The 24,965-nt window shown below is 41.7% G+C and carries 24 protein-coding genes; 15 read left to right on the top strand and 9 right to left on the bottom strand.

Going from position 1 to position 24,965, the window contains the following annotated elements:
• The first annotated feature begins 128 nt into the window (after nt 1-128).
• Nucleotides 129-1,091, top strand: a complete 963-nt coding sequence (gene dusB / locus EGC82_RS03810; protein WP_124729574.1) for a tRNA dihydrouridine synthase DusB — start codon at nt 129-131, stop codon at nt 1,089-1,091.
• A gap of 23 nt (nt 1,092-1,114) precedes the next feature.
• Nucleotides 1,115-1,420, top strand: a complete 306-nt coding sequence (fis, locus tag EGC82_RS03805; RefSeq protein WP_011635942.1) for a DNA-binding transcriptional regulator Fis — start codon at nt 1,115-1,117, stop codon at nt 1,418-1,420.
• Between the two features lie 138 nt (nt 1,421-1,558).
• Here fis and EGC82_RS03800 read toward each other — a convergent pair whose 3' ends face one another.
• On the bottom strand, nt 1,559-4,555 hold the full coding sequence (locus tag EGC82_RS03800; protein ID WP_124729573.1) for a UvrD-helicase domain-containing protein: 2,997 nt from the start codon (nt 4,553-4,555) through the stop codon (nt 1,559-1,561).
• 499 nt (nt 4,556-5,054) lie between these two features.
• Between EGC82_RS03800 and EGC82_RS03795 the strand changes: the two genes are divergently transcribed.
• Nucleotides 5,055-5,945, top strand: a complete 891-nt coding sequence (locus tag EGC82_RS03795; protein WP_124729572.1) for a hypothetical protein — start codon at nt 5,055-5,057, stop codon at nt 5,943-5,945.
• A 63-nt stretch (nt 5,946-6,008) separates the two neighbouring features.
• Nucleotides 6,009-6,914 (top strand): surface lipoprotein assembly modifier, encoded by a 906-nt coding sequence (locus tag EGC82_RS03790; protein WP_124729571.1) that lies wholly within the window; start codon nt 6,009-6,011, stop codon nt 6,912-6,914.
• Here EGC82_RS03790 and EGC82_RS03785 read toward each other — a convergent pair.
• Nucleotides 6,911-8,347 (bottom strand): S8 family serine peptidase, encoded by a 1,437-nt coding sequence (locus EGC82_RS03785; RefSeq protein ID WP_244212530.1) that lies wholly within the window; start codon nt 8,345-8,347, stop codon nt 6,911-6,913. The two genes, EGC82_RS03790 and EGC82_RS03785, sit on opposite strands and share 4 nt — an antisense overlap.
• A gap of 135 nt (nt 8,348-8,482) precedes the next feature.
• Between EGC82_RS03785 and EGC82_RS03780 the strand changes: the two genes are divergently transcribed.
• The 6 genes from EGC82_RS03780 to EGC82_RS03755 all read left to right on the top strand — a co-directional run bounded on the left by EGC82_RS03780 (nt 8,483) and on the right by EGC82_RS03755 (nt 12,772).
• The gene (locus tag EGC82_RS03780; RefSeq protein ID WP_124729569.1) at nt 8,483-8,971 is read left to right on the top strand and encodes an RNA polymerase sigma factor; all 489 of its coding nucleotides are present in this window, start codon (nt 8,483-8,485) and stop codon (nt 8,969-8,971) included.
• Nucleotides 8,968-9,699, top strand: a complete 732-nt coding sequence (locus EGC82_RS03775; protein WP_124729568.1) for an anti-sigma factor family protein — start codon at nt 8,968-8,970, stop codon at nt 9,697-9,699. The genes EGC82_RS03780 and EGC82_RS03775 overlap by 4 nt, the downstream gene beginning before the upstream one ends.
• Before the next feature lie 2 nt (nt 9,700-9,701).
• Complete coding sequence (locus EGC82_RS03770; protein ID WP_124729567.1) at nt 9,702-10,019, top strand: CC0125/CC1285 family lipoprotein; 318 nt, start codon at nt 9,702-9,704, stop codon at nt 10,017-10,019.
• A 51-nt stretch (nt 10,020-10,070) separates the two neighbouring features.
• Nucleotides 10,071-11,288, top strand: coding sequence for a Kelch repeat-containing protein (locus EGC82_RS03765; protein ID WP_244212529.1), 1,218 nt, complete (start codon nt 10,071-10,073; stop codon nt 11,286-11,288).
• Between the two features lie 115 nt (nt 11,289-11,403).
• Nucleotides 11,404-11,916: a hemerythrin domain-containing protein gene (locus EGC82_RS03760; protein WP_244212528.1), complete on the top strand. Its 513-nt coding sequence runs from the start codon at nt 11,404-11,406 to the stop codon at nt 11,914-11,916.
• 343 nt (nt 11,917-12,259) lie between these two features.
• Nucleotides 12,260-12,772: an AlbA family DNA-binding domain-containing protein gene (locus tag EGC82_RS03755; protein WP_124729565.1), complete on the top strand. Its 513-nt coding sequence runs from the start codon at nt 12,260-12,262 to the stop codon at nt 12,770-12,772.
• Here the strand turns inward: EGC82_RS03755 and EGC82_RS03750 are convergent.
• The 6 genes from EGC82_RS03750 to lptM all read right to left on the bottom strand — a co-directional run bounded on the left by EGC82_RS03750 (nt 12,769) and on the right by lptM (nt 17,554).
• Entirely contained in the window at nt 12,769-13,509 is a 741-nt protein-coding gene (locus tag EGC82_RS03750; protein ID WP_124729564.1) for an HAD-IA family hydrolase, read from the bottom strand. The genes EGC82_RS03755 and EGC82_RS03750 overlap by 4 nt on opposite strands.
• Nucleotides 13,509-14,408, bottom strand: coding sequence for a tyrosine recombinase XerC (xerC, locus tag EGC82_RS03745; protein ID WP_124729563.1), 900 nt, complete (start codon nt 14,406-14,408; stop codon nt 13,509-13,511). Before xerC ends, EGC82_RS03750 begins: the two co-directional genes overlap by 1 nt.
• Nucleotides 14,409-14,501: 93 nt before the next feature.
• Nucleotides 14,502-15,128 (bottom strand): DUF484 family protein, encoded by a 627-nt coding sequence (locus tag EGC82_RS03740; protein ID WP_208646948.1) that lies wholly within the window; start codon nt 15,126-15,128, stop codon nt 14,502-14,504.
• Between the two features lie 110 nt (nt 15,129-15,238).
• The gene (dapF, locus tag EGC82_RS03735) at nt 15,239-16,066 is read right to left on the bottom strand and encodes a diaminopimelate epimerase (RefSeq protein WP_124729562.1); all 828 of its coding nucleotides are present in this window, start codon (nt 16,064-16,066) and stop codon (nt 15,239-15,241) included.
• A 40-nt stretch (nt 16,067-16,106) separates the two neighbouring features.
• Entirely contained in the window at nt 16,107-17,351 is a 1,245-nt protein-coding gene (lysA, locus tag EGC82_RS03730) for a diaminopimelate decarboxylase (protein ID WP_124729561.1), read from the bottom strand.
• 20 nt (nt 17,352-17,371) lie between these two features.
• The gene (gene lptM, locus EGC82_RS03725; protein ID WP_164839066.1) at nt 17,372-17,554 is read right to left on the bottom strand and encodes an LPS translocon maturation chaperone LptM; all 183 of its coding nucleotides are present in this window, start codon (nt 17,552-17,554) and stop codon (nt 17,372-17,374) included.
• A gap of 79 nt (nt 17,555-17,633) precedes the next feature.
• Here lptM and cyaY point away from each other — a divergent pair, with 79 nt between their 5' ends.
• Nucleotides 17,634-17,969 carry an iron donor protein CyaY gene (gene cyaY, locus EGC82_RS03720; protein WP_124729559.1) on the top strand — a complete coding sequence of 112 codons (336 nt, stop codon included), beginning with the start codon at nt 17,634-17,636 and terminating at the stop codon, nt 17,967-17,969.
• A gap of 59 nt (nt 17,970-18,028) precedes the next feature.
• Here cyaY and EGC82_RS03715 read toward each other — a convergent pair whose 3' ends face one another.
• A complete protein-coding gene (locus EGC82_RS03715) occupies nt 18,029-20,488 on the bottom strand; it encodes a class I adenylate cyclase (RefSeq protein ID WP_124729558.1) in 2,460 nt (819 codons plus the stop codon).
• 274 nt (nt 20,489-20,762) lie between these two features.
• Between EGC82_RS03715 and hemC the strand changes: the two genes are divergently transcribed.
• The 4 genes from hemC (at nt 20,763) to EGC82_RS03695 (ending at nt 24,924) form a co-directional block, all read left to right on the top strand.
• Nucleotides 20,763-21,692: a hydroxymethylbilane synthase gene (gene hemC, locus EGC82_RS03710; protein WP_124729557.1), complete on the top strand. Its 930-nt coding sequence runs from the start codon at nt 20,763-20,765 to the stop codon at nt 21,690-21,692.
• A gap of 25 nt (nt 21,693-21,717) precedes the next feature.
• Nucleotides 21,718-22,437: a uroporphyrinogen-III synthase gene (locus EGC82_RS03705; RefSeq protein ID WP_124729556.1), complete on the top strand. Its 720-nt coding sequence runs from the start codon at nt 21,718-21,720 to the stop codon at nt 22,435-22,437.
• 85 nt (nt 22,438-22,522) lie between these two features.
• On the top strand, nt 22,523-23,758 hold the full coding sequence (locus EGC82_RS03700) for a uroporphyrinogen-III C-methyltransferase (protein ID WP_124729555.1): 1,236 nt from the start codon (nt 22,523-22,525) through the stop codon (nt 23,756-23,758).
• Nucleotides 23,755-24,924: a heme biosynthesis HemY N-terminal domain-containing protein gene (locus EGC82_RS03695; RefSeq protein ID WP_124729554.1), complete on the top strand. Its 1,170-nt coding sequence runs from the start codon at nt 23,755-23,757 to the stop codon at nt 24,922-24,924. The genes EGC82_RS03700 and EGC82_RS03695 overlap by 4 nt, the downstream gene beginning before the upstream one ends.
• Nucleotides 24,925-24,965 lie beyond the last annotated feature (41 nt).

Here is a 24,965-nt window from a genome sequence, read left to right as displayed (position 1 = left end):
TTAGTCAAAGATGTGACGGCTAATAAAAGTCAAGCAAAAAAGTTGCATTTAGGTCATTTATTGACCTTTTCACAGCCGTCAAAAAGGGCTACTATAGCGCCCCTTTGGAGAGCAAGGTGAAGTCCGTAATGCAAATTGGCCCGTATCAACTGTCTAATCAGCTGATTGTGGCACCAATGGCAGGTGTCACCGATCAGGCCTTCCGAAATCTCTGTTTACGCTATGGCGCAGCTTTAGCCGTATCAGAAATGCTTTCATCCAATCCCGATGTTTGGGACAGTGATAAAAGCCGCCAGCGCATGATGCATTCTGGTGAAGAAGGTATACGCTCCGTACAAATAGCAGGTGCAGATCCTGAGTTAATGGCTAATGCCGCTAAGTTCAACGTTGAACAAGGTGCGCACATCATTGATATCAATATGGGTTGTCCTGCAAAGAAAGTGAATAAAAAGTTTGCTGGCTCAGCGTTAATGCAAAGTCCCAGTTTAGTAAAAGAGATTTTACAAGCTGTGGTTGCTGCAGTAGATGTGCCGGTAACGTTAAAGATCCGTACAGGTTGGGAGCCTGAACATCGTAATGGTGTTGAAATAGCCCAAATTGCTGAAGATTGTGGTATTGCCTCGCTCGCCGTTCACGGCCGAACCAGACAATGTATGTACAAAGGCTTTGCCGAGTACGACACCATCAAAGCAATTAAACAAACTGTCTCAATTCCTGTTGTCGCCAACGGGGACATCGACACACCAGAGAAAGCCAAGTTTGTACTTGACTACACTGGCGTCGACGCCCTGATGATAGGAAGAGGTGCACAAGGAAGGCCCTGGATTTTTAAAGAAATCCTATATTACCTGGAAACAGGTAAAAAGTTAGCGCCAATTAAGGCAGAAGAGCAACGCACTGTGATGCTTGAACACCTTAATAAACTTTATGACTTATATGGCGAATATAAAGGTGTCCGATTTGCTAGAAAGCATGTCGGGTGGTACCTAAACCATGAGGAACAGCGCCAATTTCGTGCTGACTTCAATCGGCTTGAAACCGCTGCCCAGCAACATTCCCTCGTAGAATGTTATTTTGATGAATTAGTTTAGAATTTAATAAAGAGCAGAATAGAATGTTTGATCAGACAACTAACACAGAAGTTCACCAGCTTACCGTAGGCAAAATCGAAACAGCAAACGGCACTATCAAGCCGCAGTTATTACGTGACGCAGTTAAACGTGCCGTAACTAACTTCTTCTCTCAGTTAGACGGTCAGGAAGCTTCTGAAGTATATGAAATGGTATTGTGCGAAGTTGAAGCACCTTTACTAGACATCATCATGCAACACACTCGTGGCAACCAAACACGCGCGGCTAATATGTTAGGTATCAACCGTGGTACTTTACGTAAAAAGTTAAAGAAATACGGCATGAACTAAGACTTAACGTCTAAGTGATTGTAATGAAACGGGCTTATCAGCAATGATAAGCCCGTTTTGTTTTATCAGTTACACTCGTAACACCACTTATCAGCAAGTGTTAAATACAAGTAGGAAACGGTCATTCATGTCTATTGACTACGGCACCTGTTGTGGAGAGATTTTGGCTTTATCAATGGTATTGCTACAGCTAAGTACATTGTTACCCCGATAATTTTTGCAGCCCCAAAAAGCCCCTCTAGCACTTTCTCTTAGGCTCATATCACCGCCACAGACGTTACATATCGGCGCCATATGGCCACAACTGTCATTGAGGCAGACCTTGAAACCGATAAAACGTTTGCGTGTCATCGGACTGCCGCATTCGTCACAGCCTGCTTCTTTGTGATCGCATAATGGAAAGTGTGAGCAAGAAAAGAATGATGTGAACTTGCCCACTCGTGGTTTTAATATCCCAGTGGTACATTGGACACAGTTAATTTGTTCGAACAAGGATTGCACTAAAGACGTACTAAATTCTCGTTGTTCAACGGCATAATCTTGTTGGATCAGTTCCACAATAAATGGGCTCACATTGGTCATATCGGCGATAACGTAAACTCGGTGCCTTGCACGGGTTAGCGCGACATAGAATAAACGCCGTTCCTCTGCAAACTCAAAATTTTCAGCTTTAGGTAAAAACGCATCCAGTAAAGGTGGCGTTATTTTTTTCGACGGAAATCCATGTATACCTTGGGTCATCCCCATAATCACCACATAGTCGGCCTCTTTACCTTTTGAAGCATGAAACGATAAACACTCAATCACGAACATCGGGTATTTAGCCGTTAACTGACGCAACATGTCTTTATCTGGCAACTGAAACCAGAAACGTGCCAGTAAGAATACTGTCGGTTTAGCTTTAAGCTTATCAACAGCTTGAGTAACGCGGACGGACAGAGCATTTAAGGCTTGCTCTAATGCGTTGTTACTCGGCTCATCTTTAGTTGCGCCCTCATTGGTGCCACGACGAAGTATTGATACTGCAGGCTTGGCAACTTGTACCAATGAATGAATATCTTTGTTGAGTTGATGCGGATTTTTACTCACAAAAGCGCTAGCCACTTCACCGATACGGTTATTAAATCTAAAAGTAAGATCCAAATGCGTTTCGCTGGCATGACCAAAATAGCGTTTAAATTGAGTTGTTAAACGGACATCCGCACCACTAAAGCGATAAATAGCCTGCCAATCGTCGCCGACACAAAATAATGAAGTATCGCTGTTACCTTTTTTCTTGCGCGAATCTCGCAAGGCTCGCACTAAACGTGCTCTGGGTTCTGAAATATCTTGAAACTCATCGACCATGATATATCGCCATGGGCTGACATATTGACCATTTTGCAGGTATGCGAGCGCTTTGGCTATCATGTCCTCAAAGTCGATATCACCGTGAGCAGATAAATACTGTTGGTACTGCTGTAAAATGGGTTGGAGTAATTCAAATGCTTTACGCGTTTGGGCCGCATCAGCAGCATTGGAAAATACCCTTTCCAGCCTGGCCTCGTCAATACAAGCTGCTTTGTATAAGCCAATGAGCTGACTAAACAGTCTTGCCAGCTCAGTCACTCGCCCAAGCTCATAAAGAGTGGCCAATATCGCGTCATCGGGTAAAGGTGAGTAGTTAACTTTAAATACCGTTAAAGCTTGCTCAAGCTTATTAATTAACTGATTTTTCTTGTGCTGATAATAAAATAATTCGATGCAGTTGGTTTGGCGCTGATGATGTAACTGCCGTTTCCATTCCATTGATGCTAAATAGGCAACTTGATCGATATAAGGAGCCGTATTATTGGCTTCATCAATGCCATAATATTCAATATAAACCTCATATTCAGGTAGATAAAAATCAGCTTGGTACTGGCGAAAATCAACCGTGCTGACATCAAATTCATACTTAGCTTCATATTGATACTCTATGCCATTGGTAAACAGCCAATTGGCGATGTGCAACTCACCAAAACTTTTGACCCTTTCACCTTTCAATGAGCGAATGTCGTTATCATTTAAATATTCAAAATACTCACCTTGTGTTGAAAATTCGAATGGGCTTTTTTCAACGTAATAATAACGGCTAAAATAGTCGAAAAGTTGTTTACGATAAGCCTCATTTTCAATCAAAGCTTCTAATCTATCGTGCACCCATTTGTCTTTGGCGGGTTCATCATTTACCCACGCTGATAAGCTTGGTTTTACACCTTCAACATCGGCAATAATTTTCAGGCCTAAACTGTGAAAAGTACTGGCCTTAATATCATCACTGCCCAGTTTGTGTTTAATTCGCAGATCCATTTCTTTAGCGGCTTTTTTGCCATAAGCCAGTAATAGAATGTCATTAGCTTGAGCTTGGCCACTATTTAGTAAATAGCCTGCACGACCTACCATTACACTGGTTTTCCCCGTGCCAGCCCCCGCGAGCAGTAAATTATTATCATCATCGATAATACATGCTCGGCGCTGCTTATCGGTTAATGGCTGTGACTCCACATGGTCAAAAAAATCTGCAAATGCGAGTAACTGCGATTGAATATAACCTTCACGTAGGCGATCTATATCCACTTTATTCCAGTGGTAAAAACCGTATAGTTGAATTAATGCGGTACGTATATTGGCGGGTAACTCGACCCCTTCACTCCAAGGGAACCAGCGAAAGTACTCACGTTCAATTCTAGCGCGCATTTTGTCTACTAATGACTGGCGTAAATACCGGCTTGATATGGCTTTTTCAACTCGTAATATCAAATCGCACAGCGATTTTTGATGAGATAAAGCCCAGAGTATTTCGATCTGTTGCTTAAAATGAGATTTAGCCAAATAACTTAAAAATGGAATTTGATAATGAGCACCAGCAGCCCTAAAACTCAGTAAGTTACCGAGTAAACTGGCACTAAATAGTGGCGGATGATCTAATTTCAGCCATGATAATTGCCCAATAATAAGCTGTTTATTGGTATGCCGAAATCTTGCTAAAAATCGGCCTTGGCTAGGCATAAAAGTCATACCCTCTTGCGTCAATTTGATCGCATTTACGTCACGCTGATACAAATGCCCAAACCAACTATGAGGGATAAAGCTAACTGAATTTTCTGATGACAAAGTAAAACCTACGACTCAATGGTTTCAGGGGTAACCGGCTTATATTTAAGATAATTATATCGTAATTAAGCATTCATTACGGACAATGCTGGGTGTGCGAATGACTCAATGGGCTTTCGCGCTGACACCAATGATAATTGATTTACATTAACCATAAAAGTAAACATGTACACAGCATTTAACATACTGAGCATGACATTTGTCCGCGGCTCAATCGCTAGTTCTGCCGACGAACCCCAGCGGGCGACAAAACCACTATTTATTTTTAAGCAACAACGCTAAACGATGGTTATATTTCAGTAGAGATGTCTATCTAAACATCATTTAGTCTTTTTACATCAATAAAGATAAAAATAAAATAACAATATTAAACAATTACTTATTAATTTTACATTCACCTCGTAAGACAATAATGCCCATTAAGAAAAAATAAATGGAATAGAATCGACGGCCACCTCGTTATCACTGTGTCAATCACGACATTACGAGGGAATTAAAAATGAAAACATTACTTAAACCAACCATTATTGCTCTGGCTTGTTTCTCAACCATGGCAATAAGTGCCGAAATGTCAGCATCGACAACCGTATCAGCCCAAGCTGATGTTCAATTAAGCCAAACCCAACAGAATAGCCCAAATGCTAATGCTGAAACACAAAGCAATAATGAGCCAACAATTACCTCAAGCGAGCCGGCCAACACCGCCTCAGATCAAACGGCTTCAAATGAAGCTGAGTCAAGCGGCTTGAGTGACTCAACGCAAACTTCATCAACTGAAATGGCAGCCACAACTGACAACCAAGTTGCGATGACCATACCCACAACAGAAATACTCACTACGGTAACGTCAGCACTTGATACATCAATCACCAACGCTGACTCAGCGACAACAATTGCTAACAACCAATTAGGCAACACCACAACTGTTGGTGCTGACACAGCTAATAGCCTGATGAATAACGCCTCGACGGCTGCGAAATTGGTGTCCACTCAAGTAATAGCATCTGGTTCTGCCGGATTATCTGCAGTAACAGAGTCATCAGTCAATAAAGCCACTACATCACTTAACACCACCGCATCGACAGTAAATGCAGCACAACTTAGCGCAAACATCGCCGCTGATGAAATTCAATCTCGTGTGGACGCCAATACACTTATTGCTACCAGTTCAGCAATATCTGACTCAGTCAGTGCAGCCGTTACAGGGGCAACATCATCGGTTATTAATGCTGCAGCAACCAGCGCAGTGCAACAACAATTACAGACCAGTGCAACAGAGCTTATACAGCAAAAAACTCGCGAGCAAGTCACACAAGCCGTTAGCCAAACGGTAAGTGCAGAAGTGACTAACACCATTCAAAACACCATTCGCTTATCGAGCGGTTTATAGCCGAAATACTCCATATGCCGGCAATATTGCCGGCCTGTTTTATTTGTTTGGTTAGGAGTTCTTATGATGGCTTTACATTGTCGTGTTACCTGTACGTTATTACTATTGAGTTATGCTCACATGGGAATAGCGGCAGATACACTATCCGTTAACGGTAAGCTAAAAGCAGGCATGGAATATCAGTCTAACGTCAATATCAGTGAGCTTGAACAAGCCAGTGGTGAGTCGGATACGGCGACAGCTTTAGAGGGAGAAATCAACGCAGCTTGGCAAGTTAACGACCATTTCCGCCTAGACAGCAGCTATAGCATTAATGACAAGCGCTACAACAAAGCCAGCGCTTATGACAGCCGCTTACAGCTGGCTTTTATCGATGCGAGCTATGGCTTTAATAATCTGACATTAGGTAGCAGTGTTTATCTGGCTCAAGCTGATTTAGACGGCAGTGATTTTTTAACTCTCAACCAATTTAGCGTGTATGCCATGTATAATCTTAGCGACAGCTGGTTCATTCGTCCCAGCGTAGTTTATGCCGACAAAGATTTTGCTCAGTTTACGTTGCGTGATGCTAGCAATAAAAGCGCAAATCTTGATTCATTTTGGTTTTTTCAGCAAGGTCAGAAATTTATTTCATTAGGTGCAATCTATGAAGATGAAGATGCACTTGATAAAACCTTTAGCTATCGTGCTGCAGGCATCAACATCCGCGTTTCTAATCAATTTGATTTATGGCATATAGCACAAAAAGTTCAGCTAGGAATGAAGTTAACTCAACGAGATTATGCCTTGGCTATAGACAATAATGAACGCAATGATATCCATCAACACATTGATGCTAAGTGGGAGTTAAATATTAATGCCACTTTTGCGCTGCTGACATCCGTTGAATATGGTGACTATCAATCCATTTTAGCCAGTGCGGATTATGATGAAACACGTGCAGGGTTAATGTTGCAAGCCAGTTTTTAAGGACGTGATACCAGCCCATAACCAAATTGTGGGTCTTTACCCTGAGCGCCTAAATCAATCACCTGTTGCTGTAATTGGAGCAACACTTGATCCAATAGTAGCTCAGGTGTCGCTGCCAGCATACAGGCCACCTTGGCCGACACGACTGGTGTAGCCATTGAGGTGCCACTTTCAATACCCACACTGCCATCTGCTCGGGTAGTCAGCACCTTGACTCCTTGCGCCGCAAAATCAATGTAATCCCCCTGATTAGCCCAGCGATATAATCCCAGCTGTTTATCTACCGCAGTGACGGCAATAACGTCAGAATATGCCGCTGGATATAATGGCTTAGCAGCTGGTCCGCCGTTACCTGCTGCAGCCACTAAAATAGTCTGGGTCTTGCTTAAGCGAGATACCACTTCTTGCAGTATTGGATTATCGGGTCCAGTTAAACTCATGTTGATCACCCGTACCTGTTGACCCACGAGCCAATTTAACGCCTGCAAGATACTGTCGAGTGTCGCCCCTTGTTGGTAAGTATTTTGGGCATAAAAAGCCCCGGCACTGTATAACGTTAATGACGGTAATAACGGCTTAAGTTGATCATTGTTACCTGCTAATACGCCTGCCACTGCGGTTCCGTGACTGTATGATGATGGAATATCACTGGCTAGGAAATTTCGTTGGATCAGCGCTAAGCGCTTTTTGGCAATAGGCAGCGCCTTATGATCGGCAACAATCGCGGTATCTATCATGCCTAGTCTTATGGGGTTATCGCACATAGCTGCGGCCGTTTCACTTTTAACCACTTGCTGCACTGCCGTTATCTGATCCGTTGTCGCTCTGCCTGCTTGGGTAGCAGTTTCAGTACTCGCCTGCACATCCGTAACTGTGCTTGCTTGATTTGCCGCTTGCGGCTGGTATATATAATTTCGGCTTAAATAAGGTGCCAGTAGTGTAGATAAGGTCTTGCGCAATGCATCAACGCTATCAAGCTCGACTGGTACTTGTATTTTAACCAACTGTAAGCCTAACATTGCCAGTTCAGTGCGGCTTTGCACATATATTTCCAGCTCTGGAGTCGTCGTTAACAGCTGTTGCCATTGCGCTATAGATAGTAGCAATAACCATTCACGTTCAACTGCGCGTAAACCGTTTTCAACTTCAATATCGTTCCACACCAGCAGCCCCGCGCTATTTAGCACTGGCACTACGGCTGGTAACTGTAATAAAGGATCTAACAACGTCGCCTTTAGCGTCAATGTTTGCTGTAATTGTTGATTCAGTAAACGTTGTTGTTTAAGTGCTTGGAGACGTTCAGCGTTGCGGCTCACGCTTTGGTCAAGTTTATCTATCACGGCAGAAGGCAATGTAGGCACAGGCAGTAATTGTCCGAAAGACATCAACGGTACGAGGGTTAAACTCAGTAATGCAAGTGAATATGCTGTCACGGTTCTCATTGATTTATCTACCTGTGCAAATAGTGTGTAAGATAAAAACGTCTGACAACAACAAAAATTCCCTCCATGTTGGAATAACTTTGCCCATTGAACCGTTATCAGGGTAAAGAGGAGTATACCCTAAATATGAAACCAGAATTAACCCTGCTGTTACCAGCATTAAGACGCTTTGCCTACTCATTAACGGGCTCAATGCATGATGCCGATGACTTGGTGCAAAATACTTTATTGCGCATACTTAAATCGCCACCACCGGAAGATGTTCTGTTAGCTAAATGGGCCTTTAAAATATGTCGAAATCAATGGATTGATGACTATCGCTCACAAAAAGTACGTACCTTAGCCACCAGTAAACCAGAACTTCAGGCAGAGAATTATACCGACGGTGAAGCCGATATCATTAACGATATTACTTTAGGCGAGGTGAATATCGCGATGAATAGTTTATCTGATGATCAGCGTGAAGTATTATCGTTAATTGCTGTGCAAGGCATGAGCTACAGTGAAGCAGCTGAGATACTCGCTATTCCAACAGGAACGATAATGAGTCGTCTAGCCAGAGCTCGATCCAATATGGTCAGCTTTTTTAAACAACCTAATGGGAGCATGGCATGAACCTTAGCGATAAAACCTTATCAGCCTTTTTAGATGCCGAACTGTCAAAGCAAGAAATGGAGCTAGTTAGGCAAGCCATTATCGATAACGAAGCGATTGCCGAACGCTTAGCCGAGCTAGCAATGGTCGACACTATGGTACAAAACCATTATCAAGCGATTGATCAACAACCTATACCTGACACTACCACCGCACTACTTGAACAATCTCATTTAACTGACTCCAATGTGATGGCTTTTCCCTGGTGGAGAAAAGCACAACAACAAGTGCAACAATATGCAGCAGCAATAGCTGTTATTGCGCTAATAGCGGGTTATGGCGTATATAAAACAGACGCGCCAACGCAAAATAATACTACTATAGCAGGCCTAGATCCTAGTATTATTGAGCAACTAATGCACTTACCTAGTGGCGTATTGGCGACGCTTAATGATGATAGCCTGATGTCAATTCAACTCAGTTTTTACAATCAACAAGGGGATTTTTGTCGCCAATATGGTTTACAAGACCCAAGCTACTACAGCGACAATATTGCCTGTCAGCAGCAGGGGCAGTGGCAAAAAATTGCTAATATTGAATATACTATCAGCCAAGATAGCCAAGCTGAATACCAGACTGCTAGCGGCGGCTCGGCGCTTGATAGTGTGCTCGACAATTTAATGGCTGACGCGCCATTAACTCTGGCACAAGAGCAAAAAGTGCTGAATAACTTAGCTATAAGGCCATAAAGATGGGTAATGTTACAGTCAGTGTGATGATGCTACTTGTCATTATACTTTGTGGTTGCAACAGCACCAAAGCACAATATACTCAAGCAGATGGCTATCGCTACATTGATCGAAAAATCACTGACAATTATTTTATGCTGAGTATTTTCAGTAAAGATAAAGCCCATATAAATGCCTATGCATTAGCTCGCGCGGCAAGCCTAACCAACAAACAGGGCTACGATTGGTATATTATTGTTGAGCAAAAAAAACAACTAACGACCAAGCCGTCTTTTGAGAAAACCATAGAAATACGTATGGGAAAAGGCGTAAAACCTTAAATATATCCAAGCTAATATTGATATCACATGACGGTAACACAGGATTAATCCATGCTTCGTTTAATTAAAATTTTTTCTCAAGGTCTTTATCCTCCGGTACCAGTTACACCGTCGGCTCGAAAAATAGCCAATATGGTTGGAGCGCTTATCGTTGCATTTGCAGGTATAACTACTGTAACAGTACCCGCTTGTGCGGCCCCAACGGCAACAACTCACATAGCCTCGTTACCCCAAGCCGTGAGCAATAATGCAATAGCATTAGTGCAAAGCGGCCAGCAAGCCTATTTATTAAGTTTCATGGGCCTAGGTAAAGACAAAGATTATCAAGCTGTACATAACAATGCTTGGGCGCTGGCGTTAAACACCCCTAATAGCCAATGGCAAACCATTAAAGCGGTGCCGCATGTTGCGCCGTTAGCGGGACGATTAGCCTCAATAGCTGTGGGCATTAAAGACAGTGCTTATGTGTTTGGCGGCTACACTGTCGCTGAGAATCATGATGAAATTAGCACAGTTGATAATTATCGATACTCGATTAACACCAATCAATATAAACGAATTGCCGACATGCCTGTGGCAGTTGATGACACTGCCGCAGCGACTTATTTACAACGTTATATCTATTTATTTGGTGGCTGGCACAACGACGGTAATATTAATTTAGTTCAGGTTTATGACACTCAAACCGACACATGGGCCCAAGCAAGCCCAATGCCAGCACCTGCAGTATTTGGCCAAGCGGTTGGCATGGTCGATAATAAACTGGTGTTGTGCGACGGTGTAAAAGTACAAGCCAATATCAACGTTCGCCGCAGTTATCAAGCTTCTCCAGTGTGTTTGTTCGGTGAAGTGAATCCCAACAATCATTTGCGTATTGATTGGCAATTATTAGCGCATTATTCAGTCGCTAACCAAAGTGACACCAAACAACACCTAGCCACGGCACATTACCGTATGGCCGCGACTGGCATCCAAACGCCAAACGGGGGTCAAATTGTGTTTTTAGGCGGCAGCGATAATCCCTACAACTATTCTGGCATGGGTTATAACGGTAAACCAAGCGAGCCTAGCTTATACAAATATGGTTTTGATTTGGCAACTAAACAATGGTTACAACCGCTTGAGCTATCACAACCGAGTATGGACCACCGTGGTGTGGTGTGTTGGCAACATAATTTACTCCGAGTAGGCGGCATGCTTGAACAGCAGTTAGTAAGCCAACAAGTACTTGTAACCCCACTCGATGAGGGACAATCGTGTACCCCATAAGAGATAAATTAACCGATAATATGTGAGCTAGCTAACAGAACTTCTGCGAGCGAATTGAGCACAAACAGAGGTGCACATAATATACATGTAAATTATGTGCATCTTTGGAGTAACTATGTCAACAGCGCAAACAACTGAACAGCTATCACTATTATCACTGGTTGATTTAATCAATTACATTGAAACAAACCACCATGCGTATATTCGTAAAACTGCACCGCTATTAATTGAGTACACTGAAAAAATGGTTCGTGCTCACGGCGATGATCATGATGAAATCAAACCATTGGCACTGTGTGTTCGTGAGTTAATTGACGAGCTAATGCCCCACTTAATGAAGGAAGAACAAATTCTTTTTCCAGCAATTAAGTCACTCAGTCTAGGTCAACCTGCCAATGGTTGTTTTGGCCACATAGGCAATCCAATTAACATGATGTTGCACGAGCATGATAATGCCGACCAAATGCTACAAAGTATTAGGCGCCTAACCAATAACTACACCATCCCAGCCAGTGTTTGTCACACATGGCAAGCTTGTTACCGCACCTTGGCTGAATTTGATGTCGATTTACAAAATCATATTAACCTTGAAAATACCTTATTGTTCCCTAAAGCATTAGTACTGTAAGCAATACCACCCACTTACCGGTATATTTTTAGCCGTAAATCCGTTATCTGCCTTTACGTATTTACTTCCTTTTTTTAGCGAAACTTCATACAGTAACGATCTCTGTTTTACCTATTTAACCTCATATCGGCATATAAAGATGGGATAAATTAACCATAAATCAAAATATTTATCCTATTTCACATTACACTGGTGATGTGTTTTACTCACAAAGTGCAACATCTTATTACCTGCGAGGATAATAGCCCGTTAAGGTAATGCAGACAGCACTTCAAAGGACGGTTTGATAACTGCTGATCCCCAAACTGAGGTTATTGATTAAATACGACGATATGGAGCCTAAATGTCACCTCATCATTATCCAACATTTGCCCTAGACGACATTGCTAACTTGCATGAATCTGCTCAAGTTGAATTTAAATTAGCGGGTGGACGAGATGGCAACGGTACGTTGCCCGAAGGCATGTGGGAAAGCTACAGTGCTTTTGCCAATACTTTAGGCGGTGAAATTATTTTGGGCGTAAAAGAACAGCAAGGTGATTTTACCATTGAGGGGATTGTTAATCCGATGCCGATGCTCAGTGAAATTTGGGAAATTTTGCATAATCCTAAAAAAATCAGTCACAATATTTTAGCCCCAACCGACGTACAAATTATCGAAATAATGGCGAAAAAGCTTATTCGCATCCATGTGCCCTGTGTCGATGTAAAACTAAGACCAATCTATGTCGGTACCGATCCTTATAGCGGCACCTACTTTCGTGTAGGTGATGCCGATATGCATGCTAGCCGCGAGCAAGTACAAAAAATGAGCCTTAAAGCAGGCATAGATCTAAAAACGCTAACCTCGCGCTAAAGTAACTCAAGCAGAAGATCTAAATGATTTATTTCAACATGCGGCAATACCAGTTGAGCTGTTTTATGCCGTTGCTGCATACAGGGATTGAGCCAAACACTTTGGCAACCTGCCATTTTTGCTCCAGCAATATCCGATAGCGGATGATCGCCCACGTGCAATAATTCCGCGGGCTTAATATCCAGTTGGCGACAAGCGAGATTAAACATATCGGCGGCAGGTTTCATTTTTACCCCATGACCCGGATGCAACACAAATTGCATCACTTTATCTAGCCCAATACGCTGGGTGTCGACATTGCCATTGGTAATGCCGACAAGTCGATAGTGCTGGCTTAAACGCTCTAGTAGTCGCATTACATTATCATCAACTGTAAAGTTACTGCGGTAATGGGTAAAACACGCCATGCCATCTTGAGCCCCTTTACTGGCTTCCACTTCGCTATAACCAAAGTGTAAAAGACCTTGATGCAACATGGCATAACGGGCTGCGGTGGTATCATGCGCTAACTCTGGGTGTAGCGTAAACAGCATATGCTTTAGTTGCTGCCATTGAGCAAAGTCCCATGCTGTAGTCGCGGGATAGGCTTGATGAATTAACGAAAATAGCTGATCGCTGGCATGTATTACATAAGGAAGATTATTGTAGAGTGTGTCGTCTAAATCAAAACTAATCGCGCTAAAAGGTTGTAGACGTTGATACTGGATTATTGAAGGTTTCGGTAATTGTGATGTCATTATTTCCCCCTGTCTTTTTTCGCTCTTGGATGCGCGTTATCGTACACTTTGGCAAGGTGTTGAAAGTCTAAACTGGTGTAAATTTGTGTAGTCGATAAGTTAGCATGGCCGAGTAATTCTTGTACGGCACGTAAATCTTGGCTTGATTCAAGCATATGGGTTGCAAACGAATGACGCAACTTATGCGGATGAACTTTTACCGCCATGGCTTGTTCTTGCCCCCACTTAGCCATACGCGCTTGAATACTACGATGGGACAACCGTTTACCTTGGCTGCTAACAAATAATGCGTCACCCGCCTGAGTACAGGGTAACTGATTGCGACAACTCAGCCATGTGGCTAGTGCCTTTAAGGCCAGCTTTCCAATTGGCACAACACGCTGTTTACTGCCCTTACCCATCACTTTAACTTCACTTTGATCAAACTTAATGTCAACGCAATCTAAACTGGCTAATTCAGCTAAACGCAAACCACTGGAATAAAATAACTCCATAATGGCTTTATCTCGTAAGCTCAACGGATCATCAGCGTCTATAGACAACAAATGACTGACGGCATCGACATCCATGTTTTTAGGTAACGGTTTATTTTGCTTTGGGGCGCTTAAGCTATGTGCGGGGTTAACGGTTACGGCACCTTCACTCAATAAAAAATCAAAAAACTGTTTTAAGGCAGACAAACACAAAGATAACGAGCGTGGACTCAGGCCTTTACGGTGTAAGGTTGCCAATACAGCTTGTAGCTCGTCGCGCGTAACATCAATAAGCTGAGTTGATTCGATTAGTATGGTTTCAACCCGGCGTAGCTCAAACATGTAGTTACGTACGGTATAGCCTGAAAGCTGTCTTTCTGAGGTTAAATGTTGGCTAAATATCATTTGCCAGTCTGTTGGCTGCATCAAGATGCTCCCACTACAAAAACAATTGGAGTAGCCGTATGTCCTAAACAATACACTCGGTTGTAACAATTACAGTTACAGTTACGATTACGTTTATAGCTGCGGCAACATATGGTCTAACAAACGACGTAATTGGCTAAATAGTAATGAGTCCATATCGGGATGAAAATGGGTTGGGTCTTTGCTGGCAATGGCAAATATCACCTGACCATTGTCATCAGACAATTTAGTCAGTGCCACCGAGCCAACTTCGCTACCAAACAAACGTTTAGATTCTGACTGGGTTAACCGACCAAAATAATAACCACTTTGAACGCGGTGACGCCAAATTTTGGCTAATTCGCTATCGATATCGTGCACCGTAATCAACCTAACATGACTAAAGCCAAACTCGTTTTTTAAGCCCTCTGACAATACTTGGCGCAGTTCACCTAGGTCATTGCTTTCTAATAATGTAAACGATAACTCAGTATTAAATTTAAATATTCTCTCATTATGAGTCGCTATGTTCATCAGCGAAGTTATTTCTTCTTCGAGTTGGCTTACTCGTTGGCGCAATAACTCTTGCCGACGTTCAACTAATGATACCGCACCGCGTTCAGCATGTGGCACACGCATGGCCACGAGTAACTCAGGATAACGATTAAAAAAATCAGGATTATCCAATAAGTATTCGCGGATCAACATTTCATCAAAAGGGGCTTGCTGTAAATTAGCCATCATGTCGACAACAAGATCTTGGCCAATTGAGTTAATATCCTTAGCTTGTGCACTACTCACCGTGTTGTCTGCCGCTGTATTGATCAAGCTGACTTCTGGGGTCATATCACTCATAGTTGTATTTGTCCGTCATATACGTGTTCGGCAGGGCCTGTCATCCATAAAGATTTACCCTCACCTTCCCAATTGATCATTAAGCTGCCACCAGGTAAGTCAACTCTCACCTGCTTATCAAGCTTACCTTGTAACTGGCCAACCGCTGCAGCAGCGCAAGCTCCCGTGCCGCATGCTAAGGTTTCTGCTGCGCCGCGCTCATATACCCGCAACTTAATATGTCCAGGAGTAATGACCTGCATAAATCCGACATTCACGCCTTTAGGGAAGCGTTCGTGACGAGTTAACATACTGCCAATAACATCCACCTCAACAGTTTGTACATCTTCAACCTCAATGACGCAGTGTGGATTACCCATAGAGATAGCACCACATAGGTAAGTTTGCGTTGAGGTTTGCAATAAGTAAGTTTTTTCGCTTTTTTTGGCTTTAAACGGAATTTGGCTTGGCTCAATAACGGGGACCCCCATATTGACGGTCACGTCACCATCCCGCTCAACTCGTAAGGTTATTTTGCCTGAATTAGTACTCACACGAATTTTATTTTTTTGGGTTAAGCCTTTATTACGAACAAAACGAGCAAAACAGCGAGCACCATTGCCACACTGCTCAACTTCACTACCATCGGCATTAAAAATACGATAATGGAAATCTAAATCTGGATCATAGGGCGGCTCGACCAATAATAATTGATCAAACCCAATCCCAAAATTGCGATCGGCAAGACGGCGGATTTGCTCTGGCGAAAAAAACACATTCTGTGTTACGCCATCAACGACCATAAAGTCATTACCCAGTCCGTGCATCTTAGTGAAATGGATCACAAAATTTTCCTTATAAAACGTTATGCCGATTGCTTACTGCCTATGGCAATAAATGTTCGCCTTGCCAAAGTTGTTCTAGCGTTTCACGCTGACGAACAACAAAATCATCACTACCATCTACCATAATTTCAGCCACTCTTGGACGTGAATTATAATTTGATGCCATCGCAAAACCATAAGCGCCACTTGAACGAACGGCTAATAAGTCACCCGCAGTTACCGCTAACTGTCTGTCTTTACCAAGAAAGTCACCCGTTTCGCATACTGGGCCTACAATATCATAAGCAAAGGTTGGTGCATCATTTTGTTGTACTGGAATGATATTTTGCCACGCGCTGTAAAGCGCTGGGCGAATAAGGTCATTCATTGCACCATCGACAATCGCAAAACGCTTATCGCTGTTTTCTTTTAGGTAAAGCACTTGAGTAACAAAAATACCCGCATTTGCTGCTATAGCACGGCCAGGTTCAAAAATTAACTTCAATTTACGACCATTTAAGCGATCGAGTAATGCTGCGGCATATGCGTCTGGATGCGGTGGAGTTTCACTGTTATATGTTACCCCTAAGCCTCCACCCACATCAAAGTGTTCAATCTTAATACCTTGTTCGCCTAAACGGTCGATTAACCCAAGCATACGGTCCATCGCATCTAAAAAGGGTTTCATTTCGGTAAGCTGAGAACCAATATGGCAATCGACCCCTTTTACATATAAATGAGTTAATTCAGCTGCACGAGTAAAAACCGCATCAGCCTCTTCCATGGCGATACCAAATTTATTTTCTTTAAGACCAGTAGAAATATATGGATGAGTACCAGCATCAACATCGGGATTAATTCGCAGTGAAACCGGTGCCACTTTACCCAAGCGCCCAGCAACATCATTAAGCTGCTCAAGTTCAGCACTGGACTCAACATTAAAACAGTAAATACCAATATTTAGGGCTTGTTCCATTTCGGCAACGGTTTTACCCACTCCGGAAAAAACGACTTTGTTAGGATCGCCGCCAGCTTGCAGTACACGCGAAAGCTCACCACCAGAAACAATATCAAAGCCACTGCCTAAACGGGCCAATACATTTAATACCGCAAGGTTTGAATTTGCCTTCACCGCGTAGCAGATAAGATGAGGATGCTCAGCAACGGCATTATTAAAGGCATGCCAATGGCGCTCTAATGTGGCACGAGAATAAATATACAACGGAGTGCCGTGAGTTTTAGCCAGTTTTGCTACATCGCAGTCTTCTGCGAATAGTGAATCATTTTGATAAGAAAAGTAATCCAAAATGCGGTCCCTTATAAATGCTATTCTTGTTGTGAGATTGAAGGTTGAGAGTCGAGCTCCTCAGTTTGCTTTAGCACATCAGTGCTGGCAGGTTTTGGGGCAACTTTATTGGCCACAGGCTCGGGTGTTTTGTATAAAACCCCTTTTTGACCACATGCGGTTACCAATAGGCTAGCAAGCATAATAAATAAAAGCAGTCTCATTTTTCTCAACATCTGTGCATCTAGTGAATAATGGTCTTATAATCGCATTCATAACGCAGAAAGCAAAGGATAGAAATACATGGCTATTACAGATACTGAGTTTCATCGATTAGCTGATGAAATGTTTGGCGAAATAGAAAACGCGGTAGAAAAAGCAATTGACGAGCAAGATGCCGATGTAGATATCAATGCCAGCGGCAATGTTTTGCAGCTGGCTTTTGAAGATAATTCGCAAATCGTCATTAATAAACAAGAGCCACTTCAGGAGATTTGGCTGGCGACAAAATCGGGTGGCTATCACTTTAATTATAATGATGGCAAATGGTTAGATACTCGTAATGGCTTGGAATTTATGTCTTTTGTGATTGATGCAATCAATAAACAAAGTGGCGTCATTCTCAAAATAAACGCATAAACTAAGCTATAACTTAGTCACTACTTAGTTTTTGATCGTGATAGAGATAGGGCTTATGCTTAAAATGCTGAGCCCATCTCATCTTGCGTCAAACCAAAGGGCATTACGGTTAATCCCCCTTCCATGCGTACAAGTTGGAAAAACTGCGGCATATTAAAAACAGGCTGGCGTTGTTTTTGCTCATCAAATACGTATAAATGACTTTCTTGGGCGACAAAGTCGTTAATGCTAGTGTGTTGGTATTGTAAATGTTCAAGCTGATTAAGCTCATCGGCAATAAATACATCGAGGATTTGATTACGTTCACGTAAAAAATATTGCTTAGCACCTAACACTATAAATTTGTGAATTACTGATGGCGTACTCAAATTAGGATCATCGGCAATATCAGGCAGTGGTAATCCATGAGTTTTATCATTTTTTTTATGAGTCGCTAAATCACTTATACGGTACATCATCCCTAATGCATTAAAATACATAGTGTATTGTTGATCACCTATTGTGATTGGGTGCATCAATGTATTAGTCTGATTGACCTTCTTCATTAAACCATAACAACGTAACAGCAACGTTTTAAGCTGATTAAAAATCTGTTGTTTTAACTTAGCTGAGCAACTAATAATTGATAAATCAACTTGTTCATTTGACCGCTTTAACCCCAGAATAATAAATGAAATGGCCTCAAGCAATGCAGTATGACCATTAAAACGATGGCTTTGCCATTCGCCCCAGCTGTTTAGACATACTATTGCCACTGATGACAGCATATTCAATTTAGTTTGGCCTAGCGATAAAACGCTGGCGTGGGCATAATCAAGCATCGATTCTGGGCCATGCCATTGTGTAGTTGGATCACCGTCCATATTCGCAATCAACACAATTTTTTGGTAACACCATGGCTCACATAAATCACGTTTAGACACAGTCGGAACATGATGCATGATAGGAATTAATTTACGTGCTAGGTAGCCTAACTTATCAGATCGCTTATTACAGTCTCCCACTTGAGACCAATGAGTCTCTGCCGTAGCCAGTCCATTCATCACCGACCACGCAACTAAACTGCATACATTATCTGCATCGTGTATGGCATGATTATCAAAAGCGTTTTGTTGATGGCGCGTATCCGTTTTAAACTGATCCAACTCATCATAAGCTTGGCGGTATAAATAAAATCGTGAGGTCTGCTCACTATGGCGGATAGTTAACGACTTCTCTGCTGTCGATAAACTCCATAAGCGGTTCAAAGGCTGTAATAAATGGTCATCATTACTAAAGTAAGTGTGTAATTTACGCGCCAACAAACCCAGTTCTTCAACCCGCATACGTTCACTTAGTGTTTGTTTCGATGCAAATTTTAATAGATTCTTATAACTGACCAACAATAATTCGCTGAGCTGTTGATTGAACCATTTAAGCTGACCTGCATGCCAATAAGGACTATTATCCAATGTGGCTACCAACTCACGGCTCCATGCCCATTGCTTAACCAAGTTTTGAATTTTATCTACCCGCCAGTCTGTCGCACTATTAGGTGATAAACACGATAGCGTGACACCTGACTTTAAGTAAAAACACCGCCTAACTATCTCTAAACGATTATGATCACCCTGAGCAATCAAGTAGGCTTCAATGCGTTGATAAAGTAATAAATAAGCATCGTTATCAACACTAAAATCTTGATGTTCACAATATTGCCAAATTTGTTGAGTAATCAATGTTGTACTAGGATATTCCGAGGCGTAAGTTTCCAGCAACAACACTTTTAATAATGCTTTATGGGGTTTATTGAGCCCCTTATACAGCTGCCATAATGAGGCTCCGAAATACTCTGCTGCTGGCAAAGAATTGATATCGCCAAGATAAAGTAAACTGGCATCAAACTCGGTATTTTGACTATTGGCATCAGGCCACCATGCAACAACTTTACCTGCAAGCCGAATGTGAGAACGATAAAATTCTTCTAATAACAACCAGTGCTGGCTACTACCACTGTGCTCTAATCCTACTGGCTGACAATTATCAAATGCGCTGCATTCTCTAAATTGCATTGGATGCACCAGATAAAAGTTCACTTCAAAATCAAAACCGGCAAACCAATCACTGATGAGTTTATTCTTATATTCGATTAATTTAAGTTGCTTTTGGGTTAATTTGCTATTGTAAACTAACCAGATATCGACATCACTTTGTGGATTTTGTCCAAAACTAGCCGTGCTTCCCATGGCATACACACCCTCGAAAGCATCCGCTGTTGAATGAACCGTATCGGGCATAGATAAAGATAAGGCTTCACACGCTGAGTGCATCGCTTTTGATAAGGAAAACCCGTAAATACCACTCGGAGTACGAGGGTCAATTATCCCAGGCACATCTATTTGATTGTAATGAATTAAAAAAGGAATGATATGAAACAAATGTTGCTGTAAATCAGGTAGAACATTAAGCACTCTAGTCAATCTGGTGCTATTCAGTTTTTCAGCTAAATCCTTTTGATAATATGCCGTTTTATCGGTCAAGACCCACTTCCTTTGTTCTTTCGCTAAACAAATTACCTAATCGTAAATTAATATAGAAGACTAACCCTTAATGACTACTTTTACCAACTGAGATCACACTTTTGATAAAACAGTGATTAGCGTAGCATTTATTATTTATTTCACCAGTAGCTAACAAGCAATATAAATCAAAAATAAGCCCTACAGACTTCAAACAATTACCATCGATTTGTTACATCATCGCTTTAGCAATGATAGCATTACCTTAATAAGGCTCTCTAATGGATCGATTACCATGTCTGAAAATATAATTCGTATCGCAACACGTAAAAGTCCACTGGCAATGTGGCAAGCTGAATTTGTTAAAGCTGAACTTGAGCGTATTCACCCAGGACTGATCGTTGAGCTATTACCAATGAGTACTAAAGGTGATGTGATTTTAGATACTCCGTTGGCTAAAATCGGTGGCAAAGGACTATTTGTTAAAGAGTTAGAAGTCGCCATGCTTGAAAACAGGGCCGACATTGCCGTGCATTCAATGAAAGATTTGCCAATAGACTTTCCTGAAGGCTTGGGTTTACAGATTATTTGTGAGCGTGAAGATCCTCGCGACGCTTTTGTATCAAATAATTATAAATCTATCAGCGAATTGCCTCAGGGTGCAGTGGTTGGCACATCAAGTTTACGTCGTCAGTGCCAAATTAGAGCCGCTCGCCCAGATTTAGTCATTAAAGATTTACGCGGCAATGTTGGCACTCGTTTAGCCAAGCTAGACAGCGGTGATTATGATGCCATTATCTTAGCGGCTGCTGGATTAATTCGTTTAAAGCTTAAAGAACGTATTGCTAGCTTTATTTCTGCTGAAGAATCATTACCAGCCAATGGCCAAGGTGCTGTCGGCATTGAATGTCGTATCAATGATGAACGTGTTAAAGCATTATTAGCACCACTTGAGCATGTAGAAACCCGTTATCGAGTGCTTGCTGAACGAGCAATGAATACTCGTTTAGAAGGCGGATGCCAAGTTCCTATTGGTGCTTTTGCTGAAATTAACGGTGATAACTTAACCCTACGTGGTTTAGTGGGTAATCCAGACGGCAGTGAAATAATCAGTGGTATGGTATCGGGCTCGAAAGTTGATGCTATAGCACTTGGAGAGTCTCTTGCAGAGGATTTACTCAGTCGCGGTGCAAAAACGATTTTAGACGCTGTCTATGCCAGCTAATCTTCTGTCGTCAAGATAACAGACTATGAAAGTCTTGCTAACGCGCCCGCTAGGGCGCAATCAAGCAATGGAGGAGCAACTCTCACATCGAGATGTTGCTTATCTTGTTACTCCTCTTTTAGCGGTAATTGAAACAAGCGAATCAATGACACCGGCTGTTTTAGCCCAAACTGATAACTTACTCTTTATTAGTACTAATGCAGTCGATTTTGCCGCCAAAAAATTGCATGACACATTTCCCACCCACTGTCGTTATTTTGCTGTTGGCCAAGCAACTGCCGACAGCCTAGCTCAGTATAATATTCAAGCAACTAGTTCCCCAGAAGGCAGTCAAGATAGCGAAGGTTTATTGTCGCTAGACCAATTACAAGATGTCGATAAACAGTCATTTATTATTGTTCGAGGTTTGGGAGGACGAGAAACACTTGCAGAGCAATTACAGCTACGAGGTGCCAATGTGAACTATTGGCAAGTCTACCAACGAGCAATCCCAAACCTTAACGCTAAAGCGATAACTCAACAGTGGAAATCGTTTGGAATTGACACCATTGTCGTTACCAGCGGCGAAATATTATCCAACTTAGTTGACCTTGTGCCAAAAGAATTATTTGCATGGCTACGCTCATGTCATATCATAGTCCCTAGTTATCGCGTCGAATTACAAGCAAAAGCAATGGAATTAAACCATATTACCAATGCAAATGGAGCAAATACTCAAGCTATACTAACGAGTCTTGCGTTATAATTTGTTATTATATTGTTATATTGCATCGACGCGTATTTATTAATATTGCTTTTATTGGTTGTATTTTTGCTTTCAAGGACTGTTCATGGAAAACAATAAAAAAGATCCAAACCCGTCAGCACAAAAGGGTGAGAACGTTATTTCTCCTGCGCCAAGTCCAAAAGAAAAGCCGCCACTGGCCAAAAAAGGTAATGCTACCAGCCAACAATCTGCTGATAGCAAAACCAATAACCAATCAAATGCTTCTGTGAATAATGGTCGCCGTAAAGCTAAACCTAGCTCTTGGTGGATCCGTATTGGGTTATTGTTGAGCTTACTCGTGGCAATGATAGCTGTCGCGGCGAGTTATTGGCTCTACTTACAGCTTGATCAGCAAGCTAATAACCAAACTCAGTTAGGACAAAATATCACTGAGCAAGTAACACAAAATAAAGCGTTCAAATATGAATTACAACAAACGGCAATGGCAGCCAATAAGCGTATTGCTACGCTAGAACAACAACAGTCAAATAATATTAAAGCCTATTCAACGTTAGCCGAATTGCAGCAATCAAATAAACAATTACAAGAACGCGTCGCCGTTATTGCACAGCGAAGCCCAAACCATTGGATGGCATCAGAAGCTGAATACCTAGTGCGCATGGCCGGCAGAAAACTGTGGTTAGAAAACGATCCACAAACCGCAATCGGTTTATTGCAGTCTGCAGATGAACGTATTAGTGCGATGAAAGACCCTTCATTAACAATTCTTCGTAGAGCCTTAGCTGATGATATCTCCAAAGTTAACGCATTAAAGACCACAGACATAACCAATACCATCTTTGACTTAGATACCCTGATCAATGACATTACCCAATTACCATTAAATCGTGTTGATGAAAATTTTGCTAATCACAAAAATACTCAACCAGTAACCGACTCCATTGATGACTGGCAACAAAATCTTACTCGTACTTGGCATGAGTTAACCGATGGTTTTATCACGATCCGTAAACGGACTACTGATTTAGAGCCGCTATTGTCACCCGAACAGCAATGGTATTTGGTTGAAAATATTCGCAACAAATTATTGCAAGCACAACTAGCTCTTTACCGATTTGATCAAGTAAATTATCAACAGTCGATTTCGTTAGCAGACAAGTGGTTACAACAGTACTTTGACTTAAGAGATTTAAAGACCAAAGCAATGATTGAATCTTTAGATAAACTCGCCAAGATTAAAGTTGAAAAAATCACACTCAATAAATTTCAAGCATCGCCACTACTGCAGCAACTGGTTATCTATGGTGAAATTATGCCTACTGAGGAGCCTGCACAATGATTAAGACACTGGTTTATGTTGCTCTGATTTTAATTGGACTGTGTCTCAGCCCACTTATTATTGGACAAAGCGGTTACATTTACATCGCAATCGGTGACTATCAGATAGAAACCAGTTTAGTAACCGGTGTTGTTGGGTTAATTGTATTTTACTTTGCGCTGCAATTACTCGAATGGTTAATTCTCTTATTATTAAATATTGTATTAAGTAGCCGATATCTGCCAGAACAATGGCGCAGAAAAGCGGCTAAAAAGCATACGTTAATTGGCGCTTTAGCGCTGGCGGAAGAAGATTGGTCTGCGGCAGAAAAAGCCATGGCAAAAGGGGCTGAAAAAGGTGAAATTCCAGTATTAAACTTATTTGCAGCAGCAAGAGCTGCACACTATCAAGGTGATATTACTGCTCGAGATCATTATTTAGCTCAAGCTGAGAAAAATCCTATCGCAAAGACCGCGGTTTACACATCGCGTACCCGCTACTTAATGAAACAAGGTGAATTGGTTAAAGCTCGAGTGATACTTGATAAACTTAACCCAACCAGTAAAAGCAGTGCTCCAGTGCTAAAACTGGCACAAGAATTATATCAACAGCAACATGATTGGCAGGCATTGAAGTTGTTATTACCTATTTTGAAAAAACGCCAATTATTAACTGAAACTGATCTCAACCAATTAAGCACTAAAACCAACAGTACTTTAATGCTAAATGCAGCTAAAAACTCTGAAGTAGAGTTGAATAAATGTTGGCACTGGTTAAATAAATCAGAACGTAAACAAGATGAGTTAGTCTTAGCTTATGCTCACGGACTGGTTCAATATGGCCATAAAGATCAAGCGATAAAATTAATTAGTAAACAACTAAGTGCTTCGCCATCGACGGCTTTATTTGCTGCCATTCCTGATTTAATTAGTGCACAAGATCAAGATATACGTAAATTACTTAGCCGTTTAGAAACCACACATGAAAATGATGCAGACTATCAAATATGTCTAGCAAAACTTTCGGTTCAAAGTCGTGATGCTAAACAAGCCAAAATTCATTGGCAAAATGTATGTCGTATAGCACCGACACACCAATCATGGCTCGCTTTAGCACAAGCCCAAGAACAGTTAGGTGAAAATTCAACTGCAGCTCATAGTTATCGTAACGCAGCTAATGTTATGTAAATAATAAGTATTATTTTTGTACACCCTCAAAGCCTGCTATC

The sequence above is a fragment of the Shewanella livingstonensis genome (assembly GCF_003855395.1).
Lineage (GTDB): Bacteria > Pseudomonadota > Gammaproteobacteria > Enterobacterales > Shewanellaceae > Shewanella > Shewanella livingstonensis.
The sequence above is the reverse complement of the archived record's forward strand: the minus strand, read 5'-3'. Positions and strand labels throughout refer to the sequence as shown.